This window comes from Varibaculum sp. (assembly GCF_008661855.1).
Lineage (GTDB): Bacteria > Actinomycetota > Actinomycetes > Actinomycetales > Actinomycetaceae > Varibaculum > Varibaculum timonense_A.
The window spans coordinates 76,559-99,680 of record NZ_RPZY01000027.1; the positions used below are offsets into that span (position 1 = coordinate 76,559).

Here is a 23,122-nt window from a genome sequence, read left to right on the forward strand (position 1 = left end):
TGAGATTGCCCTAGCAAACCGAGTAGTTTAGTAGGGTAGGCAAGCACCAGTTACCGCGCCCCCTATTAGCTCAAGCGCCGGTAGTTTGGAAATAATGAAACAGGAGATGGCCGATGAGTAATCCCCAAAACCACCGGGATTTAGAAGATATGAACTTACCTGCACCAAAAGTTCCTAATCGTGTAAGCGTTGATGGCCTTGAAGAACGCTGGGAACAGACCTGGGAAGAGCAACAGGTCTATGCTTTTGACCGCACGGCGCAGCGCCAAGAGGTGTTCTCAATCGACACTCCCCCGCCTACGGCTTCCGGCTCTTTGCACGTAGGGCACGTGTTCTCCTATACCCACACCGATTGCCTGGCTCGCTACCAGCGAATGCAGGGCAAAGCAGTGTTTTACCCCATGGGCTGGGACGATAACGGGCTACCTACCGAGCGGCGCGCCCAAAACTATTACGGAGTCCGTTGCGATCCCTCGCTGCCCTATGACCCAAATTTTGAGCCGCCTCATCATGGCGATTCCAAATCGGTTAAAGCCCGCGATCAGGTTCCGGTTTCCCGCAAAAACTTTATTGAACTGTGCGAACAGCTAACTAAAGAGGACGAAAAATCCTTTGAAGCGCTCTGGCGGCGCCTGGGGCTCAGCGTAGATTGGAAGCACCAATACCAAACTATTTCTAAAGACTCCCAAAAAGTGGCTCAAACTGCATTTTTACGCAATCTTAAACGCGGGGAAGCCTATCAGGCAGCAGCACCGGGGCTGTGGGATGTAACTTTCCAAACTGCGGTAGCGCAGGCCGAACTAGAGGCTCGTGACTACCCCGGTCTTTACCATGCCTTAGCTTTCCATCTTCCTGATGGGCAGGACGTAATTATTGAAACCACCCGTCCGGAACTATTGGCTGCTTGCTGCTGCTTGGTGGCTCACCCCGATGATCAGCGCTACCAGCATCTATTTGGTAAAACCGTGACCAGCCCGGGCTTTAACGTAGAGGTTCCGGTCTTAGCGCACCCAGCGGCCGAAATGGATAAAGGCGCTGGCATTGCCATGTGCTGTACTTTTGGTGACGTTACCGATGTGGAATGGTGGCGGGATTTAAACCTACCCACCAGGGTGATTTTAACTAAGGATGGTCGTATTACCCACGAAAACACCGATTGGATTACCGATACTTCCGGCAAACAGCTGATGGACGCTATTCGCGGAAAAACCACTTTCTCAGCACGGCAAATCGTAGTTGAGGCGCTTAAAGAAAGCGGAGAGCTAAAGGGCGAACCGCAAAAAACTATGCGGCAAACCAATTTCTTTGAAAAGGGAGATAAGCCGCTGGAAATAGTAATGTCGCGCCAATGGTATATCCGCAATGGCGGCAGTGACTATACGCTACCGGAACATCAAGAAAACCTTAATACTGAACTCCTCAAACGCGGAGAGGAATTGCGTTTCCACCCCGATTTTATGAAAGTACGCTATGCCAACTGGGTACATGGTCTGCATAATGACTGGTTGGTTTCTCGCCAGCGTTTCTTCGGGGTACCGATTCCGCTGTGGTACCGCATTAATCAGAACGGCGAAATCGATTACGACCAGGTGTTAATGCCTTCTGAAGAATCCTTGCCGATTGATCCCAGCAGTGATGTACCTGAGGGATTTACCGAAGATCAGCGGGGCAAAGCCGGCGGATTTGCCGGAGAAGTCGATATTTTAGACACCTGGGCAACCTCTTCCCTGACTCCCCAGATTGCAGGCGGTTGGCTGCGAGACGAGGATTTATTCCAGCGAGTATACCCCATGGATGTGCGTCCCCAAGGTCAAGACATTATCCGTACCTGGCTGTTCTCGACCGTGGTGCGTGCCCACCTAGAATTCGGCGCCCTTCCCTTCAAAAACGCCGCGATTTCCGGTTGGATTCTAGACCCCGATCGCAAAAAGATGTCCAAGTCCAAGGGGAATGTAGTAACCCCGATGGGACTGTTAGAAAAACATGGATCCGATGCAGTTCGTTATTGGGCCGCAGCTGCACGGCTGGGAACCGATACCGCTTTTGAAGAAGCCCAAATGAAAATTGGACGCCGCCTAGCGATGAAACTGCTAAACGCTTCCAAATTCGCACTTTCAATGACCGAGGACGCTGGTCTATGCCTAGATCCCGCAAAAGTAATCATTCCTTTAGATAAAGCGGTTATTGCCCGCCTCAGTGAGGTTATTACCGCTGCTACAGACGCATTTGAACGGTATGACCACACCCGCGCTCTAGAGCAAACCGAGTCCTTCTTCTGGGATTTTTGTGACAACTACCTAGAGCTAGTAAAAGACCGTGCCCACAATTTTTCCGGAAAATGGCAAGAGGACGCCCAAGATTCCGCTCGCTGCGCCCTCGCCATAGTGGTCGATAACGTAACCCGACTGCTAGCTCCGTTCCTACCTTATTCAGCCGAGGAAGTATGGTCTTGGTATCGCACCGGCTCCGTCCATATCGCGCCCTGGCCAAGCGTCTCCCCCGAGCTAAAACAGGTGGCAGGAGATAGCCAGCTCCTTAAACTCGCGGGCGACACGCTGAGCGTACTACGGAAAGTAAAATCCGAAGCCAAAGTAGGTCAGCGCACCCCATTTGAGCAGGTAACTATGGTTTACGCTGATGATTGGTCTGCCAATAATCTTCCGGCAGTTCGCGCCGATTTAGAGGCTGCTGCCTCACTCAACGGGACGGTAAATATCGAGGTAGATGCGGATGCCTCTGCTCCGGTATCTACCCGAAATGCGGTGCTGGGAACTCCTCCAGCCAAGAAACCCCGTAATTAAAAGTATAGGGTAGGCTAACTATCATGATGGACTGGTTTAAGGACAAACAAGTAAAGACCGAACCCGTTATCGGATTTCCCCCCGGAACAGTGGCGGTAGCAGGTAAAGCTCCCGGAACGCTTAAGGAGTTCTCAATGCCCGCCATCTCCCAGTGGGGAGAAAACGAAAACGTTGTCTCTCTATTTCGGCGGCGAGTAACTCAAGATCCCTCCCAGACCGTTATTGAACAAAAAACCCTACTCGGGGAACAGTGGAGAAAACTGTCCGCCGGAGAATTTTGGGATGAGATTAGCTCAGTGTCTCGCGGTCTGCTAGGGATTGGTCTAAAACCGGGAGATTGCTTGGCTTTGCACGGTCCAACTTCCTACGAGTGGACGCTAATCGATATGGCTTGCCTAGCTATTGGGGTCGTGACTGTCCCGATTTACGAAACTGACTCGGCAGCGCAAATCGAATGGATTTTACAGGACGCCGATATTCATTACGCAATCGTCTCTACCCAGTCCTCGGTGGAACTAATGCACGCGGTTGCTGGTCGCGCGGAACATAAATGCAAAATCTATTCCTTAGCGGCTGGAGATTTACTTTCTATTATCGAGGCCGGACGGCAAATAGCTCCGGCAGTTATCGATTCCTATAACAATCAGCTGACCGCCGATAGTGTCGCCACCATTATTTATACTTCTGGAACCACTGGACGCCCTAAAGGTACAGTAATAACCCAAGGTAATGCGACTTCCCTATTGCCTAATCTTTTAGACTATTTGACAGAAATCGGAATGCAAAAGACTACCCGCTGTTTATTGTTCTTACCGGTTGCCCATGCCTTGGCGCGGCTGGTGTCCTGGGGGGCGTTGCTAGGACCTGGGGTTCTCGGATTAGTACCTGACACCAAGAATCTATTAGCGGATTTAGCTTCCTTTAAGCCCTCATATATTTTGGCTGTACCGCGCGTCCTCGAAAAAGTTTACAATGCCGCCGATGCTTCTGCTGGACACGGCTTGAAGCTGCGGCTATTTAGACTAGCGGCTAAATCTGCCATCGACTATTCAAAAGCGCTCGATACGGCAGAAGGGCCGTCCCGAGCCCTCAAGGTTCGCAGACAAGTGTTTTACCAATTGATATTGTCGCGCCTGACCAACCTATTGGGCGGAAACGCGAAATATATTATTTCCGGGGGCGGCCCCCTATCGGTACGGCTAGGACATTTCTTCCGCGGGATTGGAGTCACCGTTTGTGAAGGCTACGGCTTGACGGAAACACTAGGGCCGGCAACAGTCAATGTTCCCCACCGGGCAAAAATTGGTTCTGTTGGGCAGCCGGTACCAGGAATTGCGGTTAGAACTTCTGACGTTGGTGAAATCCAGTTTAAAGGTAATCCCATGTCGAAGGGTTACCTGAATATCGACTCTAAAGACAACCCCCTCTACACCGAAGATGGTTGGCTACGAACCGGAGATAAAGGCTGGATTGATACCGACGGCTTTGTTTATATAACCGGTCGCATGAAAGAAATCATTGTTACTGCGGGAGGCAAAAATGTCTCTCCAGAAATACTAGAAGATGGGCTGCGCGGACACCCGCTAATCTCGAATGTGGTAGTCGTAGGCGATAGGCGTCCCTTTATCGCAGCATTAGTAACTTTAGATTCAGAAATGCTCCCCGGTTGGCTACGCAATCACAACCTACCTCCGATGGATATTTCAGATGCGGCGCGTCACCCGGCTGTACTAAAAGCCTTAGAGCGCGCGGTGGGCAGAGCTAATCAGAAGGTCTCGCGCGCCGAATCCATCCGCAAGATTCGCGTCCTCACCACCGATTTTTCTTTAGAAAACGGTACGATGACGCCCTCACTAAAGGTAAAACGTTCGGTAGTAATCAAACGTTTCGAGAACGAGATTAACGCCATTTACGGCGGTCCGCTGGAACAAGAATAGGGATAGTTATTATTTTTTATCTAGCCGATTCTTAAAAAGCTAGGCTCGCGGTATCCAAACGGTTCTCCCTCTAGAGGGATATAGATATTAGGATAGCTAGAGGTACTTTTGGCTATTCATTCCGATTTTTCTGCTCCGCTATTCCAATATGATGCCGGATAACTTCCTCCACAATAAATTTAAGGAACTTTTCGGCAAATACCGGATCAAGACCGGCTTCTTCCGCCAGATTACGTAGTCGCTTTACCTGCTGTTTCTCTCGGTTTTTATCTTCAGCTTTAAGCCCCAGTTCCGCCTTTAAATAACCAACCTTTTGAGTACATTTGAAACGCTCCGCCAAAATATGGATAAGCGCCGCATCTATATTGTCGATAGTGGCACGCGCCTTTAGTAACTGAGGGGGAATGTCCGGAAGATTATTATCCTGCTTGTTGTCCATGCCCTAAGGATAAAGCACTACAGCAGGGCTCAGCTATAAGTGTCCAAGCTCAGCACTATTACAGTTTTCCCTTAAAACCTGACTGCCTGGGTGTATTCACCTTTGCTGATAGCAGATGTTAGGCGGTCTTTGAACGGGGAATAGATTCTAACAAGGTGGGTTTAGCCCCCTGGTTCACCACTTCCTCAGTGATGGTAACCGAACGTACGTCCGGCTGGGAGGGAACCTCAAACATAGTTTCTTTAAGCACTGCCTCCATAATGGAAGAAAGCGCCCTGGCTCCCGTGCCTCTTTCCTTGGCCATCCGAGCCATAGCTCTGATAGCCCCATCGGTGAAATGTAAATCAACCCCATCTAGTTCAAACAGGGAACAATACTGGGTAACCAGGGAGTTTTCTGGCTCTACCAGTACCCGCACCAAATCTGATTCACTAAGTTCCTTAACCGAAGTTAGCACCGGCAAACGTCCAATAAACTCGGGGATAAGCCCAAAACGGTGCAAATCATCGGCACTGACCTGTGCGTAAAGATCCCCGTGTTCGGCAGAAGATTTAAGGGAAGAACCAAAACCGGTGGAATGTTGCCCGAGCCGGGACTTAACAATGTCATCTATACCGGCAAAAGCACCGGCAGCGATAAATAGGATGGAATTGGTATCAATCTCTAGATAGTCCTGGTGGGGGTGTTTGCGTCCGCCCTGGGGTGGTACCGAGGCTACCGTACCCTCTATAATTTTTAAGAGTGCCTGCTGAACGCCCTCCCCCGACACGTCCCGGGTAATCGAGGCATTCTCGGCTTTGCGGGAAATCTTATCAATCTCATCAATATAGATAATCCCGCGCTCTGCCCGTTTAATATCCCCATCAGCTGCGTTAATCAATTTGAGCAGAATGTTCTCTACGTCCTCACCTACGTAGCCCGCTTCAGTTAGCGCCGTAGCATCAACAATCGCAAATGGGACGTTAAGCAGTTTAGCTAAAGAGCGCGCCAAATGAGTTTTACCGCAGCCGGTAGGTCCGAGCAGTAAGATATTAGATTTGGTGAGCGACATATCAATGTTTTGACCGCGCTCTTTTGCTTGCACCCGCTTGTAATGGTTATAAACAGCAACGGAAAGCGCCCTTTTGGCTTGGTCTTGCCCAATAACGTAGTTATTAAGGAAGTCGTAGATTTCCTTAGGTTTAGGCAAAGGCTTGGCTTTGGAACGAGAGTGCTTTGCAGAGTCCTCTTCCATGATTTCATTGCAAAGATCAACGCATTCGTTGCAAATATAGACCGCCGGCCCGGCAATCAGTTTGCGTACCTGTCTTTGCGTTTTTCCGCAAAACGAGCATTTAAGCAGCTCGGCCTCTTCCTCCACCAAGGCTTCCTCCTAAATAAAATCCGCTTTTCTTAGCCTAAACGTATTTTCTAGCTTGTAGGCATCAACACGCTGACTGGCAGATTCTACTTTTTAAGGGAGGTTTTACGGGACTGTAAAACCTGGTCGATTAAACCATAGTCCTTTGCCGCCTGGGCAGTCAGAATCTTGTCTCGTTCGATATCTTTACGCACCTTTTCGGCGGTCTGACCGGAATGTTCAGCTATGGTTTCTTCTAACCAGGTACGCATCCGGTCAATTTCTTCCGCAATAATCTCGATATCGGTGGCTTGGCCTTGCGATCCCTGCATAGAGGGCTGATGAATCACGATACGTGCGTTCGGTAAGGCAAGACGAGAACCCGGTGAACCCCCAGCTAGCAGTACTGCTGCTGCCGAAGCAGCCTGACCCAGGCAGACCGTCTGAATCTGGGGTTTAACGTACTGCATAGTGTCATAGATTGCCGTCATGGCGGTGAAAGAGCCACCCGGAGAGTTAATGTACATGGTGATTAGAGAATCGGGGTCTTGAGATTCCAATACCAAAAGCTGCGCCATAATATCGTCAGCCGAAGAATCATCAACCTGCACCCCTAAGAAAATGATGCGCTCATCAAATAGCTTGGTATAGGGGTTTTGACGCTTAAATCCATAGGACGTGCGTTCTTCAAATTCGGGAAGCACGTAACGATTAGTAGGCATAGCTTTAGGTAAACGGGGGTTACCAGCCGGGTATAGCGGGGAAAACATCGGGTTAAAGTTCCTTTCCGTCGCTGCCCAGATTCCGAGCAGAAGTTATGACATGATCGATGAAACCATATTCCAAAGCTTCTTGAGCTGTGAACCAGTGGTCACGTTCGGAATCTTGGCGAATCTGTTCCACAGATTTACCGGTACGCTGGGCGATAATCTCGGCTAATTCCTTTTTCATTTGCAAAATCAGATTAGCGTTAATGCGAATATCGGAAGCAGTTCCCCCCACTCCTCCGGAGGGTTGATGCATCAAAATCCGAGCGTGTGGGGTCGCATAGCGTTTACCGGGAGCCCCGGCAGATAGTAGCAATTGCCCCATAGAGGCAGCCATCCCTAAGGCTACTGTAACTACCTCGGGTTCAATGTATTGCATGGTGTCGTAGATAGCCATGCCAGCTGTCACCGAGCCACCAGGGGAGTTGATATATAGGAAAATCGGCTTTTCGGAATCTTGGGCTGCCAATAACATCATCTGGGCACAAATCTGGTTAGCGTTTTCTTCGCCAACTTCTGACCCTAACCAAATAATCCGTTCTTTTAACAGTTTGTTGAAAACATGATCTCCTAAAGCCAAGGAGCCAGGGACATCTCCCTCATTTCTTACTGTCGAAGTTTGCACGTGTTTTTCCTTATCTGTGGAACTAAAACGATTCTCTATCAAACTACCGTCTTTAAGATGACTTTTCTTCTCTGCCATGCCCTTTTACGCTTTCAGCGCATGAAAACTTGTTTATCCGGATATGCTAGCCAGATTTGTAGCCGGTATATGTTGTTGGGGCGGGAAGCCAGTCCTTCCCGCCCCAACAAAACTGCTTCACCGCTGAGATACTTTCAGCTAGATACCCAGCAGAAATCTAGTCTTCGCTACCAGATACTTCCTCTTCGCTAGGGGCAGCTGTCTGTTCGGCGGCAGCCATAGCTGCTTGTTCCGCACGTGCCTCGGCCGGATCCTTGGTGAACTCCGAAAGATCAATTTCGGTGCCCTCTTCGTCCTTTACCGTTACTTCCCGCAGAGCCGATACCAGCGCACGGTTGCGACGCAAATCCTGCCCCATGGCAGCCACTTGACTTTGATCCTTAATCAGCTGCATCGGATCAACCCCATACATTTGCGCAATCTCGAAAATAGACTGGTAAAGCTCGTTGGGGTCGATTTCTACGTCACGCTCATTCGCAATCCGGTCTACAATAATCTGCTGTTTAGTTTGCTTCTTAACCGTCTCCGCTAGTTCGTCACGATCAGCCTCTTCTTTTCCGTCTGCCAGGCGATCGACTTCAGAGTCAATAAAGGCTTGCGGAAGCGGGAAATCAGTATTATCTACCAGGTAGTCCTGGAGCTTTTCACGGGCTTCCAAAGCCTGCTGCTGACGGCGCATCTTCTCTACATTAGCGCGCAAATCGCTGCGAAGCTCTCCGATAGTGTCGAACTCGGAAGCCATCTGGGCGAAATCATCGTCAGCTTCCGGCAGTTCCCGCTCTTTTACCTTATGGAGAGTAAGGGTGACATCAGCTTCTTCTCCCTCGTGGTCTCCACCCTTCAAAGTGGATTTAAACTCGGTGGTTTCCTCGGATTTCATGCCATTTAGGGCTTCATCCATCCCCTCTAGCATGGAGCCAGAACCAATCTGGTAGGAAACCCCAGAAACCGAATCGATTTCCTCGTCCCCAATCTTGGCAACCATATCAATCGAGGTAAAGTCACCATCTTGAGCCGGACGGTCTACGGTCTTTAGGGAAGCAAAACGATCACGCAGCTGATCAAGTTCTTTCTCTACGTCCTCGTCCGATACTTCCAGTTTAGAAACCTCTAAAGAAAGACCCTCAAGGGAAGGTAAATCGAAATCAGGAACAATATCAACCTCGGCAGTGAACTTTAAATCGCCACCGGGCTTACCTTCAACGGCGGGAGTTTCAACTACTTCAACCTCGGGTTGCCCCAGAGGAGTCAGGTCTGCTTCCCCAAGAGCGCGCCCGTAATAGTCTCCTAGACGTTCGTTAATAGCCTGTTCTAGTACGTAGCCGCGTCCGATCCGCTGGTCGATTATCCTCGTCGGTACATGACCAGGACGAAAACCAGGAATCGAAACCTGCTTTCCAACCTGCTTATAAACCTTATCTATTTCAGGTTTGAGATCCTCGTAAGGCACCTGAACGGTTAGTTTAGCCCTGGTTTCTTCCAGCTTTTCCACGTCTGTTTTCACGAAATACACTCCTGAAGCAGGTTGAACAACACTGACAAATAAATACTGCCATGCTGATTAGAATTACTTGCAACGTTGCTAATCTTATGGCACTAAGCGGGTTTGCGGAAATGCTAGGCACACAGTGTGAGGTAGCAAACTATGTACGCAATAGCAAGCATTATTGCTAATACTTCCCGATAGCTAAACCAGGTTAGCAGTTTGATTTTCCAGGTTTAGCTATCGAGGTATAACGCTATGAAGTCTTGCGTTTGTGACTTTGATATTTCAAGATGCTCAATCCCCCGGTAACTAATCCGACCGCGAGCACAATCCCCCATGACCAAAGAGTATTAGCGCCGGTATTTGCGATTGAACTAGAGGTCTTTCTCCCTGTATTGCTAGCTGAACTGCCAGAAGGGGGCATGGTAGTGTCTTGTCCGCCAGGTTTGGTTGCTAGATTAGTATCTTTACCAGGCTTGGAACCCGGGTTTGGATTCGTACCTGGATTAACCTGTGAATCTCCCCCAGGCTGCTGGGAAGACCCGGGGTTTTTCTTTAGCTTGATTTGGTATTGAGCACTCAACTGACCTTTGTGAGTATTGATGCCACTTACAGTGACCATCGCGGTACCTACCTGAGTATCAGCCACGTAGGTTAAACGGTAATTTACGCCCTCAATCAGGGTTTTGCCCTGTTTGTCTTTTACCGTGACCGTCTGAGGACGAGCCGGATGAGCAGCATCTACAGCATCGACTTCAATAACTGTGGGCTTAACGCTCACGCTATAACCTAGGGTGTCATCACTGAGGTCGATCCGTGGTTTCGGTTGTCGCAAACGCAGTTCAGCTGCACTTACAAACATATTTGGTTTCGTGTCGCTTACCGAGGAGGTAGGAACAAGTTTCACATATTTAGCGGTATGTACTTTATCGAATTGCGCGAGCTTCCAGTCGGAATTATCGTCCCACGAGCCTTGAGATACTAAAGTATATTGGTTCTCGGCGGGAAGTCGCACCCCGTCAGGGCGGGTAGAGCCCTGGGGATTGTCCGTGTTACTAACGTAAACTTTGTAACCGGTAATAGTACCGTTGTTTCCATCTTTGCGGGGAAGATACCACAGAGCCTCTAGGTCGGTGGGCTGTTTTAGAATCAATACTGCCCAACCGGCGCTTGCGAAATTATCGGCATTGCCATTAATCGGGTTGTCCGCCCCCCAAGGGGTATGCCAGAGCGTATTTGCATCGTTATCTATGGCGCTACCTTTGGAGTTGTTTCCTGTGGTTTTAGCTTGGCTTCCGACCTCAATGTTTAGCTGATTAACTGGTAGGTCTCTGCTAGCATCATCGGCAGGCTCTGGTTGTTCCTTCCCTAGATAAATCTTGAAAATATTAATTGTTTTGTGGTCTTCCGATTCGATAATCACCCGGGCTACGCCCTCGTATTCAGGAAGTACAGTTATCGCCGCGTTATCTTTCGCTAGTGCCTTTATCTGCGTTATTTTCTCGGCTGGGGTGGCATATTCAAAGGACTTAAGCACTGATTTCGAAAGGTTTTCCCCATTTACTTGCAGTGACGCTAGCTTAGCGGTACTGAAGGTAGAGGTAGTGTTGGAAGCGGTTTTTAATTCCACTTCGGTAATCCCGGTACAGGGATTATGACCACTAAGCTGTTCAGACTTATTAATTACTTCAAGTTTTACATAGGTGGCATTTACCGGCTTTTTCAAAGCATAGGAATACTTTTTAACGTTTTCAGGATGTTCGCTAGTGGCAATACTTTCGGTAGTTTCCACTGGTTTCCATTGGTCACCAGCGGCTTCTTTTACATAAAACTTGGTGGTTCCCCCATCGGGATAGCGGGCAGAATAAGAATCCTTAAAGAAATAAACATTGAACTCACCAAAAGTTTGCTGAGTAGCATATTTGAATTCTATAGCTGCACTGTTATCACCAGCTTGGGAATTAGTATAGTTTGTCCAGGCAGTTGGATTTGCCCCTCCCTGGGTATTTGAGCCTACTGCGGTATTACCGTCTTTAATCGCATCGAGGGTATCTGACTGTTTATCAGCAGGAATATCCTGGGAGAGAGTAGCAGCTCCACTGACACTATCTCCTATCTTCACTACTGCTTCTTGCACCCTGATGGTGGCGGTGACCGGAAGTTCTTTATCTAGGAACTTAGCTTTACCTTCAATAGTTACCGTTCCTGCCTTGGAATAAACTTTTTCGTTTGGTTTTTGCCAGGTAACGTCAAACTGTACATCCAAAATAGTGCCATCCGGTAAGACCGCCGGGCGGGTAGCGGGAATAGTGGGGACTATCCCCACCGGGGTAGTTGCTGAGTAGTTCAAAACCGCACCTACGCGGTTGAGCATCGTGACATTAGCGCTGACCTGATGACCGTGCTTAGTCTTTCCAAGGACAGTGAAAAATCCTGCCTTAGAATACTGTTCCTTGGGTACTTGATTCCAAGTAACTTCTACCGCATCTTGGCTGCCATCGGTAAAGATAGCATCGATTTTATCGGGGAAGCGCGGCTGGGTTCCTACCTGAACGTAGTAGTTTCGAGGATACGAGTAAGCATCAATTGCTCGGTCTTGGGAAGCGTTAGGCGCGGGCGTGACCGTAATGGTCTTCGTAACTTTGGGAAGGTTAGTCCCGGAAACGTTTATAGTGCACTGTCCAGCTATCTTTTTAGATTTAACAATTCCTAAAACCTTACCGTTATAGGTGTTGCGACTACTCGATAGATAGGAGGTGTGATCGTCTTGTTTGCCAGCATCTGTGCCCATCATTTCGCAGGCTCCGCTAGCATTAAAATCTACTTTTAGGTTGGCATCGGGTACGGGAGTCCCGTTATCATCTATGACTGTTACCTCGACGTATGCCAAATCTTGGTTATTCGCGCTTAGCTCAGTTCTGTTTAGGCTAACGTCAAGTTTCGCAGCTTTCCCGGCGGTGCTAACTGTGTCGCGACCTTGAGTATTAGTAATAACATTTCCGGATTCATCATAGGCAACTGCGCTCAACGTACCGTCTGCATATTGCACGTTCCAAGAAAGATACAGGTTTTCGGATTCGATGGAGCTCTTATCGCTTCCTTCATAAAGCTGATATTTATATCCTGCAGGAGTAGTTTTTTTCGCGAAAGTTTTCTTACCGAGAGATTTCTTTTTACCGTCTGTACCGGTAAAGAAAAGCTCTACTGCACTGGCATCCGAGTAAACAACAACTTTTTGATTTCCATTTCCTTGATTTTGCAGGATACTCCGGTTCCAGGCCGGTAAAACGTGGAGAGTGGTAACTTTGTCATTCCACTGACTTTGATACAGGTAATAGGAATCCTTGGGAAAACCAGCAGTATCGATAATACCGAAATAGGAATTCTTTGGAGATGGCCATTGTCCTTGCGGGCCGGGTGAAGTCCCATTCCAAAAGGTAGGCTCGCCCAGGTAATCGAATCCTGTCCAGACCGCAGTTCCGGCTACGAAATCTCGCTTAATCACGTCTAACCAGGCTTGAGCGGCGGTAGCTCCCCAGTTCACTTTAGAATTATCGTATGAGGTAAGCTGTTTATCCGCGGTTTGACGGTTATCGGTAGTTCTGGAATAAACTCCCCTACTGTTTACTGATGAGGCGGTTTCCGCTCCGTAGAGCATAGCTCCCGGAATCTGCCTATGGATAGAATCGTACTGTCCGCCATTGGCATAGTTAGCCCCGACCGCGCCAGTGGTACCAGATGTTTTCGCGGTAGATACCAAAGATTTCATAACGTTTATAGCCGAGTTATTATGCTTTATTGCATTATCACCCCGGGTAAGAGGGCGGGTATTGTCAATTTCCGCTGCCCACTTAATTAGATTTGTCTGCGGGCTTAAGAAACTGTCGATGCCACAGGTAGTACCCTCCTGGATTTCATTTCCCAGTGACCACATGATGATACTGGGGGCATTGATATCTCTGCGCATAGTTGTTTCTAAATCGAAACGTGCCCAGGTGCTACCAGCAGTAACGTTTTCTAGTTTGCTGTCTTTTGGTACGAGCTGATTGAAAAAGCGGGCATAATCCATCTGGTTACCATTTTTCGTACAATGCAAACCATCGAAGATTTCTTCAATCAGGAGCATTCCTTTTTGATTCGCTAAATCAATCAAATCTCGCGAAGCGGGATTATGGGTAATCCGAATGGTGTTAGCCCCCATTTTCTTGAGGATATCTATCTGCCGCGCGATAGCATCTCGATAGGCTTTTGCTCCTAGCGCCCCTTGGTCATGGTGCATAGAAACCCCTTTGAGTTTCATTTTCTTACCGTTTAGGGCAAAGCCGGTATTTGGATCAAAAGTCAGTTGGCGGAAGCCAGTATTAGTTTCGAGGGTATCTAGCAGTCTACTACCCTCAAATACTTCGGTTTTCACCAGGTACTGCACCGGTTTTTCTATCGTCCACAGCTGTGGAGACTGAGCAGAAAGAGCAGTTGAATTGGTTAAAGATTTTCCCGCTTCCACTGTTATAGGGGTACTTGTTACCGTACCGATACTGTTGCCCCCGGTTTTAGGGGAAATTGTATGTCTTAAGGTTATGGTCTTTGGGGAAGCAGCCGCATTGATAATCTTCGTGCTTAGATCGAGATCGAGCGACCCAGCTTCCGTATAGGTATCGATATTCTTGGGCGTAATTTTTACGCCACTAGAAGCAATGTGAATTGGGTCAGTTATCACTAAATCTACGTCGCGATAAATACCAGAACCTGAGTACCAGCGACTCGAAGGCGTTTGGTGGTTCACTTTAACAGCAATTACGTTATTTTCACCGAACTTTACGTTATCGGTGATGTCTATAGAAAAAGGCGTATATCCATATGGATGATTGGCTAGCTCAGTTCCGTTTACATAAATCGTGGCATCCATATAGATGCCGTCAAAGCTGAGTTTTATCCGTTTATGCTGTAGTTCAGAAGGAAGATTGAGGCTCTTGCGATACCAGCCGACACCTCCCGGCAGGTATCCACTTTCTCCTTCCATAGATTTAGAAAAAGGTTGTTCGATGCTGTAGTCATGAGGAATATCTACAGTTCGCCATTTTGCATCGTTATAGGCCGTAGCCTGAGCACCGGAAATATCTCCAAGATTGAATTTCCATCCGTTATTCAGGCTTTGGAATCTGGATTTTCCATCAATCGTGGTCAAAGGAACGCTCTGTGCACTAGATACCATCTGGGCGGAAGTGTTCAAATGTGAATAATCAGTATTACCAGCGGCAATAGCTTTAGGTAAGACCCCTAAAATACCAAGACTACCAGCCATCGTGACCACCAGGATACCTTTAATAATACTTTCGCATTTTTTGTTCATTATTTCCCCTACACATCATCGTGCTACCGCAATCATTATGCCATAAGAGACCTGATATATTCTTGCGGATTCATAATAGGTAGGTTTTATCTACTCATTAGCTTCTAAGATTTCTAATTTAGCAATACTCTACGAATAATTAGGGCGCAATCCCCCACTGAAATAGCGACTAGCTGAACAGGAAAATCACTGATTAAGTAATCGGAAATGTTAATTAGCTGTTAAATAAAGATACCTAAAGCAACCAATAATCTAGTTGATGAGGGTAATAGTGGTAATTGAATCGGCAGGGGGCGCGTCTTTTAGTTCAGTTGCTTGCGTCTCCGTAACTTTGCGCACATGAGCTAGATATTTTGCAGCAGTTGCCGGTGATAACCGAGTTCCGGTCTTACTGCCATTTTCATACAGATAACCCGGTAATACCTGGACGGTGGATCTATCAAGTACCAGAGGAATCCATCCGGCTTTGGAAACATAAGGACGGCCTTCGGCAGGAACAGTAATTGTAGGGAAAGCAATTTGCCCCACTTGACTGCCTATCCCATTTCTGGTGGGAGTCATGGCAGAAAGCAGATTACCAATGCCGTAATATACCCACATGCCTTGATTATCTACACCACCGGGTAGTTTACGGATTGGCTGGGGAACATGGGCATGATGCCCAATATATAAATCGACCTCACCGGAGCGAGCCAAGTTATGAGCTATCCGGTCTTGCTCTGTGGAGGGAGAGGAGTTGTACTCGATGCCGGAATGTACCGAGGCAACTACGAAATCGGCACCATCGGCGCGGGCTTGACGGGCAATATCTACAATAATTTGACCATCAGAACTAAGATTAACCCACCAGGGATTCTTGATTACCTCTGCTACCCTTCCCTGATTAAGCCCGTAAGCAGTGGAAATATGAGCTAATTTGAAGGAACGTCCCTCTTTATTCACCTCATACATTTGATAGCGTTTTTCGTCTGCGCTGGAGGCTGAGCCAGTAACTCCCAGACCTTGCGCTCGCAAAGTTTCGTTAGTGTGCTTGATTCCCTTAGTCCCCTGATCAATTGTGTGATTGGAGGAGGTAGAACAACCGTCATATCCCAGGGCTTTGGTATCGGCCGCCCAACCAATATGAGCTTTAAATACGGGGTAGCCCTTAGAATCTTTATCGGACTTTCCAAAAGGAACTTCTTGGTGGAAAAAAGCTATATCCGCCCCAACTATCCAAGGACGTATTTTTTCTACCATTGGCTTAAAATGAGAGCCTAATCCGTGACGCCAACTTTCTTTTACTATTGCGTCATGTGGTAATACATCTCCGGTAGCCGCTAAAGTTATCTGAACCTCCTTTTTAGGAGGAGGGGTAGAGGTAGTTTTAGGGGTAATTGGACTGGGGGGAGCCACACTAGCTTTAGGCTGATTGACTTTTCCCGCCTGATACATTGAATAACCAATCGCCCCTCCAACCGCAATCAATGCCAGGAGACAAGAAATACCTAAAGCCCCGAGAAGAATCTTCCAAGAAACCTTATACCCAGATTTTTGTGACTTTGAGGCATACCTAGCGCGCATCATGGGAAGTGCTATCGGTTAAGCCATGACCTGAAGATGGAGCTACGCAAACATACGAGGTAATAAGCCCAAAACAATTACGCTGATTAACCAAACAACTGCGGTAACGACAGTTATCCGGTTCAGGTTACGCATTGCCACCCCAGATGAGCCGGCGCTGGAGGAAAGACCGCCACCGAACATATCAGACAGACCCCCGCCTGATCCTTTATGCATCAAAATGGTAAGAATCAGAAACAAACTGGATAGTACCAGCACTACTTCAGCAATGATTTCAATTACGGTTTGCACTAAATTCTTCTCCCAATAAGTATGTTTACTGACTACTATAACCTATTGGCGGCGGGTCTATTGTGACCCGCCGCCAATAGTTAGGAACTTCACCGCTGAAAGCGGATTGAATTACCTAGTAAAATGCTAGCCATCAAAGCGAACTATCTTGGAGAATTCCTCGGCTTTCAGAGAGGCTCCGCCAACCAAAGCACCATCTACATTAGGTTTAGCCATGATTTCAGCTACGTTCGCCGATTTAACGGATCCTCCGTAAAGAACGCGAATCGACTCGGCAACATCGGCTGAATATAGCTGCGAGAGTTTTTCTCGAATTGCTGCACAAACCTCTTCGGCATCCTCGGGCGTAGCGGTTTCACCGGTGCCAATAGCCCAAATAGGTTCATAAGCAACTACGGTATTAACCGCATCATCAGCAGAAATGCCTTGATATGCGCCTTCAATTTGTTTTACAACATGATTTACATGCTCACCGGCTTTACGAACCTCTAGTCCTTCCCCACAACAGATAATTGGGGTCATACCAGCTTCTAAAGCCACCTGAGCTTTCTGCCCAACGAGCTCATCACTTTCGTTATGATATTCCCGTCTTTCAGAGTGACCGACAACCACCCAGGAGCAGCCCAGTTTAGTTAGCATCGAAGCGGCGATTTCACCGGTGTAGGCACCGGATTCGTGTACGGAAACATCTTGCGCTCCGTAAGTAATCTTCAGGTTGTCGGATTCCACCACGGTTTGTACCGAACGAATATCGGTAAAGGGCGGAACCACTACCACATCGTTATGGTAGTCAAAATGATGATCTTGCAAATCTAAAGCAAGTTCTTGAACCAGACGAGTTGCCTCTAGGTGGTTCATATTCATTTTCCAGTTGCCTGCTAGCAGTGGGGTACGAGTCATAATTAATCCTCCAATACGGCAATCCCCGGCAGGGTCTTGCCTTCCAATAGTTCCAAAGAAGCTCCGCCACCGGTAGAGATATGGCTAAACTTATTTTCATCAAATCCCAGGGTACGAACTGCGGCTGCGGAGTCTCCCCCACCAATTACGCTAAAGCAATCAGAATCAGCAAGAGCTTGCGCAACTGCCTTGGTACCAGAGCTGAAAGCCTCAAATTCAAAGACCCCCATCGGACCGTTCCAAGCAACCGTCTTGGCGGAACGAATCTTATCGGCAAATAGCTGAGCGGTCTTTGAACCAATATCTAGTCCCATCTGATCGCTGGGAATAGCGTCACAATCAACCAAAGTAGCCGGGGCATCAGCAGAAAACTCTGGTGCTACCAGGGTATCTACCGGCAACAAGAGGTCTACTCCCCGTTCGGCTGCTTTTTGGATATAGCCTTTGACCGTCTCAATCTGGTCAGTTTCCAGTAGCGAAGTACCTACCTCGTAGCCTTTAGCAGCTAGGAACGTGTAAGCCATCCCCCCGCCAATCGCCAGGAAATCTGCCTTTTCAAGTAGATTCGCAATTACCCCCAGCTTGTCAGAGACTTTGGAACCACCCAGGATTACCCCATAGGGACGTTCCGGATTATCAGTTGCCCGCCGTAAAGACTCAATTTCTTTATTAACTAAATATCCGGCAGCTGATGGTAACAACTTCGCTACATCGTAAACCGAAGCCTGTTTGCGGTGAACCACCCCGAAACCATCAGATACGAAGCAATCAGCCAGCTGCGCATATTCTTTAGCTAAAGCCTCACGCTCACTATCGTCCTTGGAATTCTCTCGGGAATCAAAACGCACATTCTCTAGCAGTACAACCTGACCGTCTTCCAAAACAGAAGCCAGCTGTTGAGCGTCCTCACCAACAGTGTCTTTAGCTAAAGCAACATCTTGCCCCAGCAGTTCCCCCAGCCGTTTCGCTACCGGCGCCAACGAAAACTCCGGATTCACCTGACCTTTAGGACGTCCAAGATGCGCCATTACTAGCACCTTAGCTTTTGCCTCTATCAGGGTTTTTAAAGTGGGAAGAGCGGCGCGAATCCGCCCATCATCAGTAATCTTGCCGTCCTTTAGCGGCACATTAAAATCGGAGCGCACCAGGACTTTTTTACCGGCAATATCTCCTAGGGACTTAATATCTCGTAGCGCCATTATTTGCTATACCTTTCTGCGGTTAAATGCTGAATGAACACCGGCATCAAGTTGTGCCCGCCTACCTGAAACAGGCAGGCGGGCACAACTTAAGCGTCAGTTCGCATTATTATTTACAGGTTCTCTCCAACCAGTTTAGTCAAGCTAACTAGGGAATTGGAGTAGCCCCATTCATTGTCATACCAAGAAACTACCTTGACCTGACCGTCGATTACCTTAGTCAAAGCGGAATCGAAAATCGAGGTGTGCGGATCAGTAACAATGTCAGTAGATACTAGCGGTTCATCGTTCGAGTAAGCCAGCACGCCCTTTAGTTCACCCTCGGCAGCCTCTTTCATAGCGGCATTAATTTCTTCCGCTGTGCAGGGCTTGGAGGGGGTAAAGGTTAGGTCGGTTACCGAACCGGTCGGTACCGGCACGCGCAGAGCATAGCCGTCCAGCTTGCCCTTTAGTTCCGGCAATACCAGAGCAACCGCTTTAGCAGCACCAGTGGTGGTAGGAACAATGTTCAGAGCAGCAGCACGAGCGCGACGCAAATCCTTGTGCGGAGCATCATGCAGACGCTGATCGCCAGTGTAGGCGTGAATAGTGGTCATCAAACCACGTTCAATCCCAAACTTGTCATTGAGCACCTTTGCCATCGGAGCAAGGCAGTTAGTGGTACAAGAGGCGTTAGAAATAACGGTGTGCTTTTCAGGATCGTAATCAGTGTGGTTTACACCCATTACGAAAGTGGCATCAACATTCTTGCCAGGAGCGGAAATAATAACTTTCTTTGCCCCGCCCTCTAGGTGAGCTTTTGCCTTGGTAGCGTCAGTGAAGAAACCGGTAGATTCGATTACGATATCTGCTCCAACTTTACTCCAAGGTAGGTTGGCAGGATCGCGCTCTTCAAAGGTAACAATCCGGTGATCACCAACGGTGATAGATTCTTCGTCATAAGTTACTTCTGCATCTAGACGACCCAAAATAGAGTCATATTTTAGCAGGTGAGCAAGGGTTTTATTATCGGTTAGGTCATTTACGGCTACAACTTCAATATCAGCGCCCTGAGCACGAACGGCCCGGAAGAAGTTACGGCCAATACGGCCAAAGCCATTGATTCCAACGCGAATGGTCACTGTTATCCTCCTGAACTGCTGGTTTAACCAGCGGAGTCTGCTTACTGGTCAGAGCTTACCGCCGCCTGGAAACCCGGGCAGCCTTAGCCCTGGGGACGATCATCTTGAGCCGTCCTCTTAAAGACCACTCTACACGGAATGCCTGATTTACGCTTAGGTCTATTGTCGTTATTTAGCAATCTTTTTCGAATAGCTACGCGATAGTTAGAATCCGCCCTAGATAAGCCCATCGTCTTCATCGACTGCTGCCTGGGTAGAGGGGATTCCCTGCTCGCGAGCAGCCTTATCCGCCATTGCCAGCAGACGCCTAATCCGACCGGCGACTGCATCTTTAGTCAAGGGCGGATTTGCCTTCTGCCCCAGCTCCTCTAGGGAAGCTTCCTTATATTGAAGTCGCAACCTGCCGGCTTGTAAAAGATGAGCGGGAATATCCTCTCCCAAAATTTCAAAGGCTCGACGCACCCTCGCTCCCGCTGCTACCGCTGCTCGGGCGCTGCGACGTAAATTCGCATCATCAAAATTCGCTAAGCGATTAACTGAACCTCGCACTTGATTGGTTTGCCGATTCTTATCCCATACGGCTTGTGCCCGGCTTGCTCCCATAACCTCCAAAAGTTTTGAGATTTGTTCCCCGTCGCGAACCACCACTCGGTCTAAACCTCGAACTTGCCGGGATTTGGCATTTACCCCGAGGCGACGGGCCGCTCCTACCAGCGCTAAAGCCGCTTCTGGACCGGGGCAGGTTATCTCTAAAGATCCGGATCGTCCGGGCTGCGCCAGGGAACCACGTGCCATAAACGCCCCTCGCCAGGTAGCCTTTGAAACCTCCAAAGCGCCCGATACCAGTCGGGGAGACAGTCCACGTACCGGCCGACCTGCACGATCAATTAAACCGGTTAGGCGAGCTAAAGTAGCAGCATTTTCCACTACCCGCACCACATAGCGATCATCACAGCGAATCCCGCTAGCCCCTACCCGCACCACATCCGGGTTGGCGTCGAACAGCTGCTGTAGACACGTAACCAGGTTTTGCATTACCGCAACATTGTCTACTTCCACCTCTACAACGATGCTGCGATTAATCAGGTGAATACCGCCCGCAAACCGCAAGATGCTGGCGGTTTGCGCCTGCGCCTCAGACTGCTTAGCGAGGATTTTTTCCGCTAGCTCATCTTTTATATCTGAGGTCAAAGACATTTACTCTTCCTTTCGCCGCCAAATTTCAGCTATTTTAATGCCATCGAGTTTTTCTTTTAACTAGCCAATATTGTAACTAAAGCTCGAAAACTCCCACTTCTGACAGGTATCCGTCAAAGGCATCTCTGAGGGCAGCTGCCAGGCGCAAGGGGTCGTGTTTTTCCGAGGCCGAACCCGCCCTCACCTGACGCATAATTAGTTTTGCACCTACCAAATCCGCAGCGCGTTCCAAATTATCGTCATCTTCTATAGCGGTGGGATCAACTATGATGACATCAATTTTCAAGTCAGGCGCAAAATGACGGAAAGCCTCAATATGTCCCGAGACCGTCAAATCCTCGGTTTCATCGGTATGGGGTTGCAAATTCATCACCATCACTTTTCCAGCTGGTGATGTTTGCAAGGCCTCGGCAAGCTCGGGTACCAGCAAATGCGGAATCACCGAGGTAAACCAGGAACCAGGCCCGAGCACAATCCCCTCTGCCTGACCAATCGCTTTAATAGTTTGAGGACAAATTTTCGGGTGAACCGGGCTAAGACGAACATCAACTACTTTTCCGGGAGCTTTGGCAGCTTTAGCTTGCCCATAAACAGTGCGTTTTTTCCCTGCGCGCACCAAGTCTGCTTCAATTTCCATTGGCTCTGCACACATGGGCAATACTTTGCCTGAGCAGTTGAGCAATCTTGCCACCCAATCAAGACCCTCCACCACATCGCCTAACAAATCCCACATGGTGACGATTAACAGGTTTCCAAGCGCATGGTTATCTAAAGGACCATCAGAGCTGAAACGATGCTGCATAGCATCCCGCCAAGTCAATCCCCAATCAGTATCGTCACATAGAGCCGCTAGCGCCATCCGTAAGTCCCCGGGAGGAAGCACCCCCAGTTCTTTGCGTAAACGCCCCGAAGAACCCCCATCATCAGCTACGGTAACCACAGCGGTAAGTTCGCGAGTTATATGTCGTAAGGCGCGCAAGGTAGCAGACAGACCATGACCGCCCCCCAGTGCCACAATTTTTGGCCCAGCTTGCCCTCTGGTTACCCAACCATCGGAATCTAGTAGCGTCCTCATTCCAACCCCATATCTCTGTGTACGGTACGAACCGGTAATCCTTGGAGGCGGAAAAGTTCACTGATTCTTTCAGCTAAAGCTACTGAACGATGCTGTCCGCCGGTACAGCCAACCGCGATAGTAACAAAGGGTTTTAGCTCTGTTAAATACCCCTCAAAAATAGGGGTGAGCATATTCACTATATTATTAACAAAGTCCTCGGCTCCGGCTTGTTCGAGAACATATTTCGCTACCGGCTCGTCACGCCCGGTTAAATGTCTCAGCTCACTAACCCAATAGGGATTAGCTAAAAAGCGCACGTCGCATACCCAATCCGCGTCCAGAGGAATACCGTTCTTAAAACCGAAAGACATTACGGTGAGCTTCATCGGGCGTTCACCCTCACCGGCTACTACATCGCGCATATGTCGGTTCAAATCATGCACATTCATATTAGTGGTATCAATTAGGGCATCGGCACGGGCTCGGATAGGAGCTAATATCTGTCGCTCTAAGCGAATTCCGTCAAGAATTCGTCCTCCTCCCTGGAGCGGATGAGGACGCCGGTTCGATTCATAGCGGCGCACCAATACCCCTTCATCGGCATCTAAAAACACCAACTGGTAGCGAATATTCCTAAGCGAAAGCTCATCTAGGGCTCGTTGAAACTTAGAGAATAAATCTCCGCTACGCACATCCACTATCGCCGCCAAACGATGGATGCCTTCTCCCTGTGGGGTCATCATGTCGGCAAATGGCAAAAGCATTGCGGGAGGGAGATTATCAACCACATACCAATCAAGATCTTCAAGCGCCTGACCAGCCCGGGAACGCCCTGCCCCTGACATACCGGTAATGATTATCATCTCGGGCACATGGGCATTTCTAGGGGGTGCCGCCTCGTCCAAAAGAGGAACACCTTCAGGTACGGTTGGCGGAGACGATTGGTAGTGAAAATCTTCATTCATGTTTTAA

16 protein-coding genes are annotated in these 23,122 nt (G+C 48.6%); 2 read left to right on the top strand and 14 right to left on the bottom strand.

Annotated features, from left to right (window positions below; all coding sequences use genetic code 11):
• Positions 1-113: 113 nt before the first annotated feature.
• On the top strand, positions 114-2,801 hold the full coding sequence (valS, locus tag QZT94_RS03475) for a valine--tRNA ligase (protein WP_270625805.1): 2,688 nt from the start codon (positions 114-116) through the stop codon (positions 2,799-2,801).
• A gap of 23 nt (positions 2,802-2,824) precedes the next feature.
• Positions 2,825-4,738, top strand: a complete 1,914-nt coding sequence (locus QZT94_RS03480; protein WP_296762386.1) for an AMP-dependent synthetase/ligase — start codon at positions 2,825-2,827, stop codon at positions 4,736-4,738.
• A 112-nt stretch (positions 4,739-4,850) separates the two neighbouring features.
• Here QZT94_RS03480 and QZT94_RS03485 read toward each other — a convergent pair whose 3' ends face one another.
• From QZT94_RS03485 to rapZ, 14 genes are all read right to left on the bottom strand, one after another.
• Complete coding sequence (locus tag QZT94_RS03485) at positions 4,851-5,177, bottom strand: chorismate mutase (RefSeq protein WP_296762388.1); 327 nt, start codon at positions 5,175-5,177, stop codon at positions 4,851-4,853.
• A 118-nt stretch (positions 5,178-5,295) separates the two neighbouring features.
• On the bottom strand, positions 5,296-6,540 hold the full coding sequence (gene clpX, locus QZT94_RS03490) for an ATP-dependent Clp protease ATP-binding subunit ClpX (RefSeq protein WP_296762390.1): 1,245 nt from the start codon (positions 6,538-6,540) through the stop codon (positions 5,296-5,298).
• An 83-nt stretch (positions 6,541-6,623) separates the two neighbouring features.
• Entirely contained in the window at positions 6,624-7,286 is a 663-nt protein-coding gene (locus QZT94_RS03495; RefSeq protein WP_296762392.1) for an ATP-dependent Clp protease proteolytic subunit, read from the bottom strand.
• A 4-nt stretch (positions 7,287-7,290) separates the two neighbouring features.
• Entirely contained in the window at positions 7,291-7,986 is a 696-nt protein-coding gene (locus QZT94_RS03500) for an ATP-dependent Clp protease proteolytic subunit (RefSeq protein WP_079985850.1), read from the bottom strand.
• A gap of 157 nt (positions 7,987-8,143) precedes the next feature.
• Complete coding sequence (tig, locus tag QZT94_RS03505) at positions 8,144-9,490, bottom strand: trigger factor (RefSeq protein ID WP_296762396.1); 1,347 nt, start codon at positions 9,488-9,490, stop codon at positions 8,144-8,146.
• Between the two features lie 235 nt (positions 9,491-9,725).
• Positions 9,726-14,822, bottom strand: coding sequence for a sugar-binding domain-containing protein (locus tag QZT94_RS03510; protein WP_296762398.1), 5,097 nt, complete (start codon positions 14,820-14,822; stop codon positions 9,726-9,728).
• A 252-nt stretch (positions 14,823-15,074) separates the two neighbouring features.
• Complete coding sequence (locus tag QZT94_RS03515) at positions 15,075-16,388, bottom strand: CapA family protein (protein ID WP_296762400.1); 1,314 nt, start codon at positions 16,386-16,388, stop codon at positions 15,075-15,077.
• Between the two features lie 39 nt (positions 16,389-16,427).
• Positions 16,428-16,676 (bottom strand): preprotein translocase subunit SecG, encoded by a 249-nt coding sequence (gene secG, locus QZT94_RS03520; protein ID WP_270625819.1) that lies wholly within the window; start codon positions 16,674-16,676, stop codon positions 16,428-16,430.
• A gap of 126 nt (positions 16,677-16,802) precedes the next feature.
• A complete protein-coding gene (gene tpiA / locus QZT94_RS03525; RefSeq protein WP_072509620.1) occupies positions 16,803-17,576 on the bottom strand; it encodes a triose-phosphate isomerase in 774 nt (257 codons plus the stop codon).
• Between the two features lie 2 nt (positions 17,577-17,578).
• Positions 17,579-18,775: a phosphoglycerate kinase gene (locus QZT94_RS03530; RefSeq protein WP_270625820.1), complete on the bottom strand. Its 1,197-nt coding sequence runs from the start codon at positions 18,773-18,775 to the stop codon at positions 17,579-17,581.
• Positions 18,776-18,888: 113 nt separating this feature from the next.
• Complete coding sequence (gene gap / locus QZT94_RS03535) at positions 18,889-19,896, bottom strand: type I glyceraldehyde-3-phosphate dehydrogenase (RefSeq protein WP_072509618.1); 1,008 nt, start codon at positions 19,894-19,896, stop codon at positions 18,889-18,891.
• Between the two features lie 216 nt (positions 19,897-20,112).
• The gene (gene whiA, locus QZT94_RS03540; RefSeq protein WP_296762405.1) at positions 20,113-21,093 is read right to left on the bottom strand and encodes a DNA-binding protein WhiA; all 981 of its coding nucleotides are present in this window, start codon (positions 21,091-21,093) and stop codon (positions 20,113-20,115) included.
• Between the two features lie 76 nt (positions 21,094-21,169).
• Positions 21,170-22,168, bottom strand: a complete 999-nt coding sequence (gene yvcK, locus QZT94_RS03545) for a uridine diphosphate-N-acetylglucosamine-binding protein YvcK (protein ID WP_270625822.1) — start codon at positions 22,166-22,168, stop codon at positions 21,170-21,172.
• Positions 22,165-23,115, bottom strand: coding sequence for an RNase adapter RapZ (gene rapZ / locus QZT94_RS03550; RefSeq protein WP_072509615.1), 951 nt, complete (start codon positions 23,113-23,115; stop codon positions 22,165-22,167). Before rapZ ends, yvcK begins: the two co-directional genes overlap by 4 nt.
• Positions 23,116-23,122: the final 7 nt, after the last annotated feature.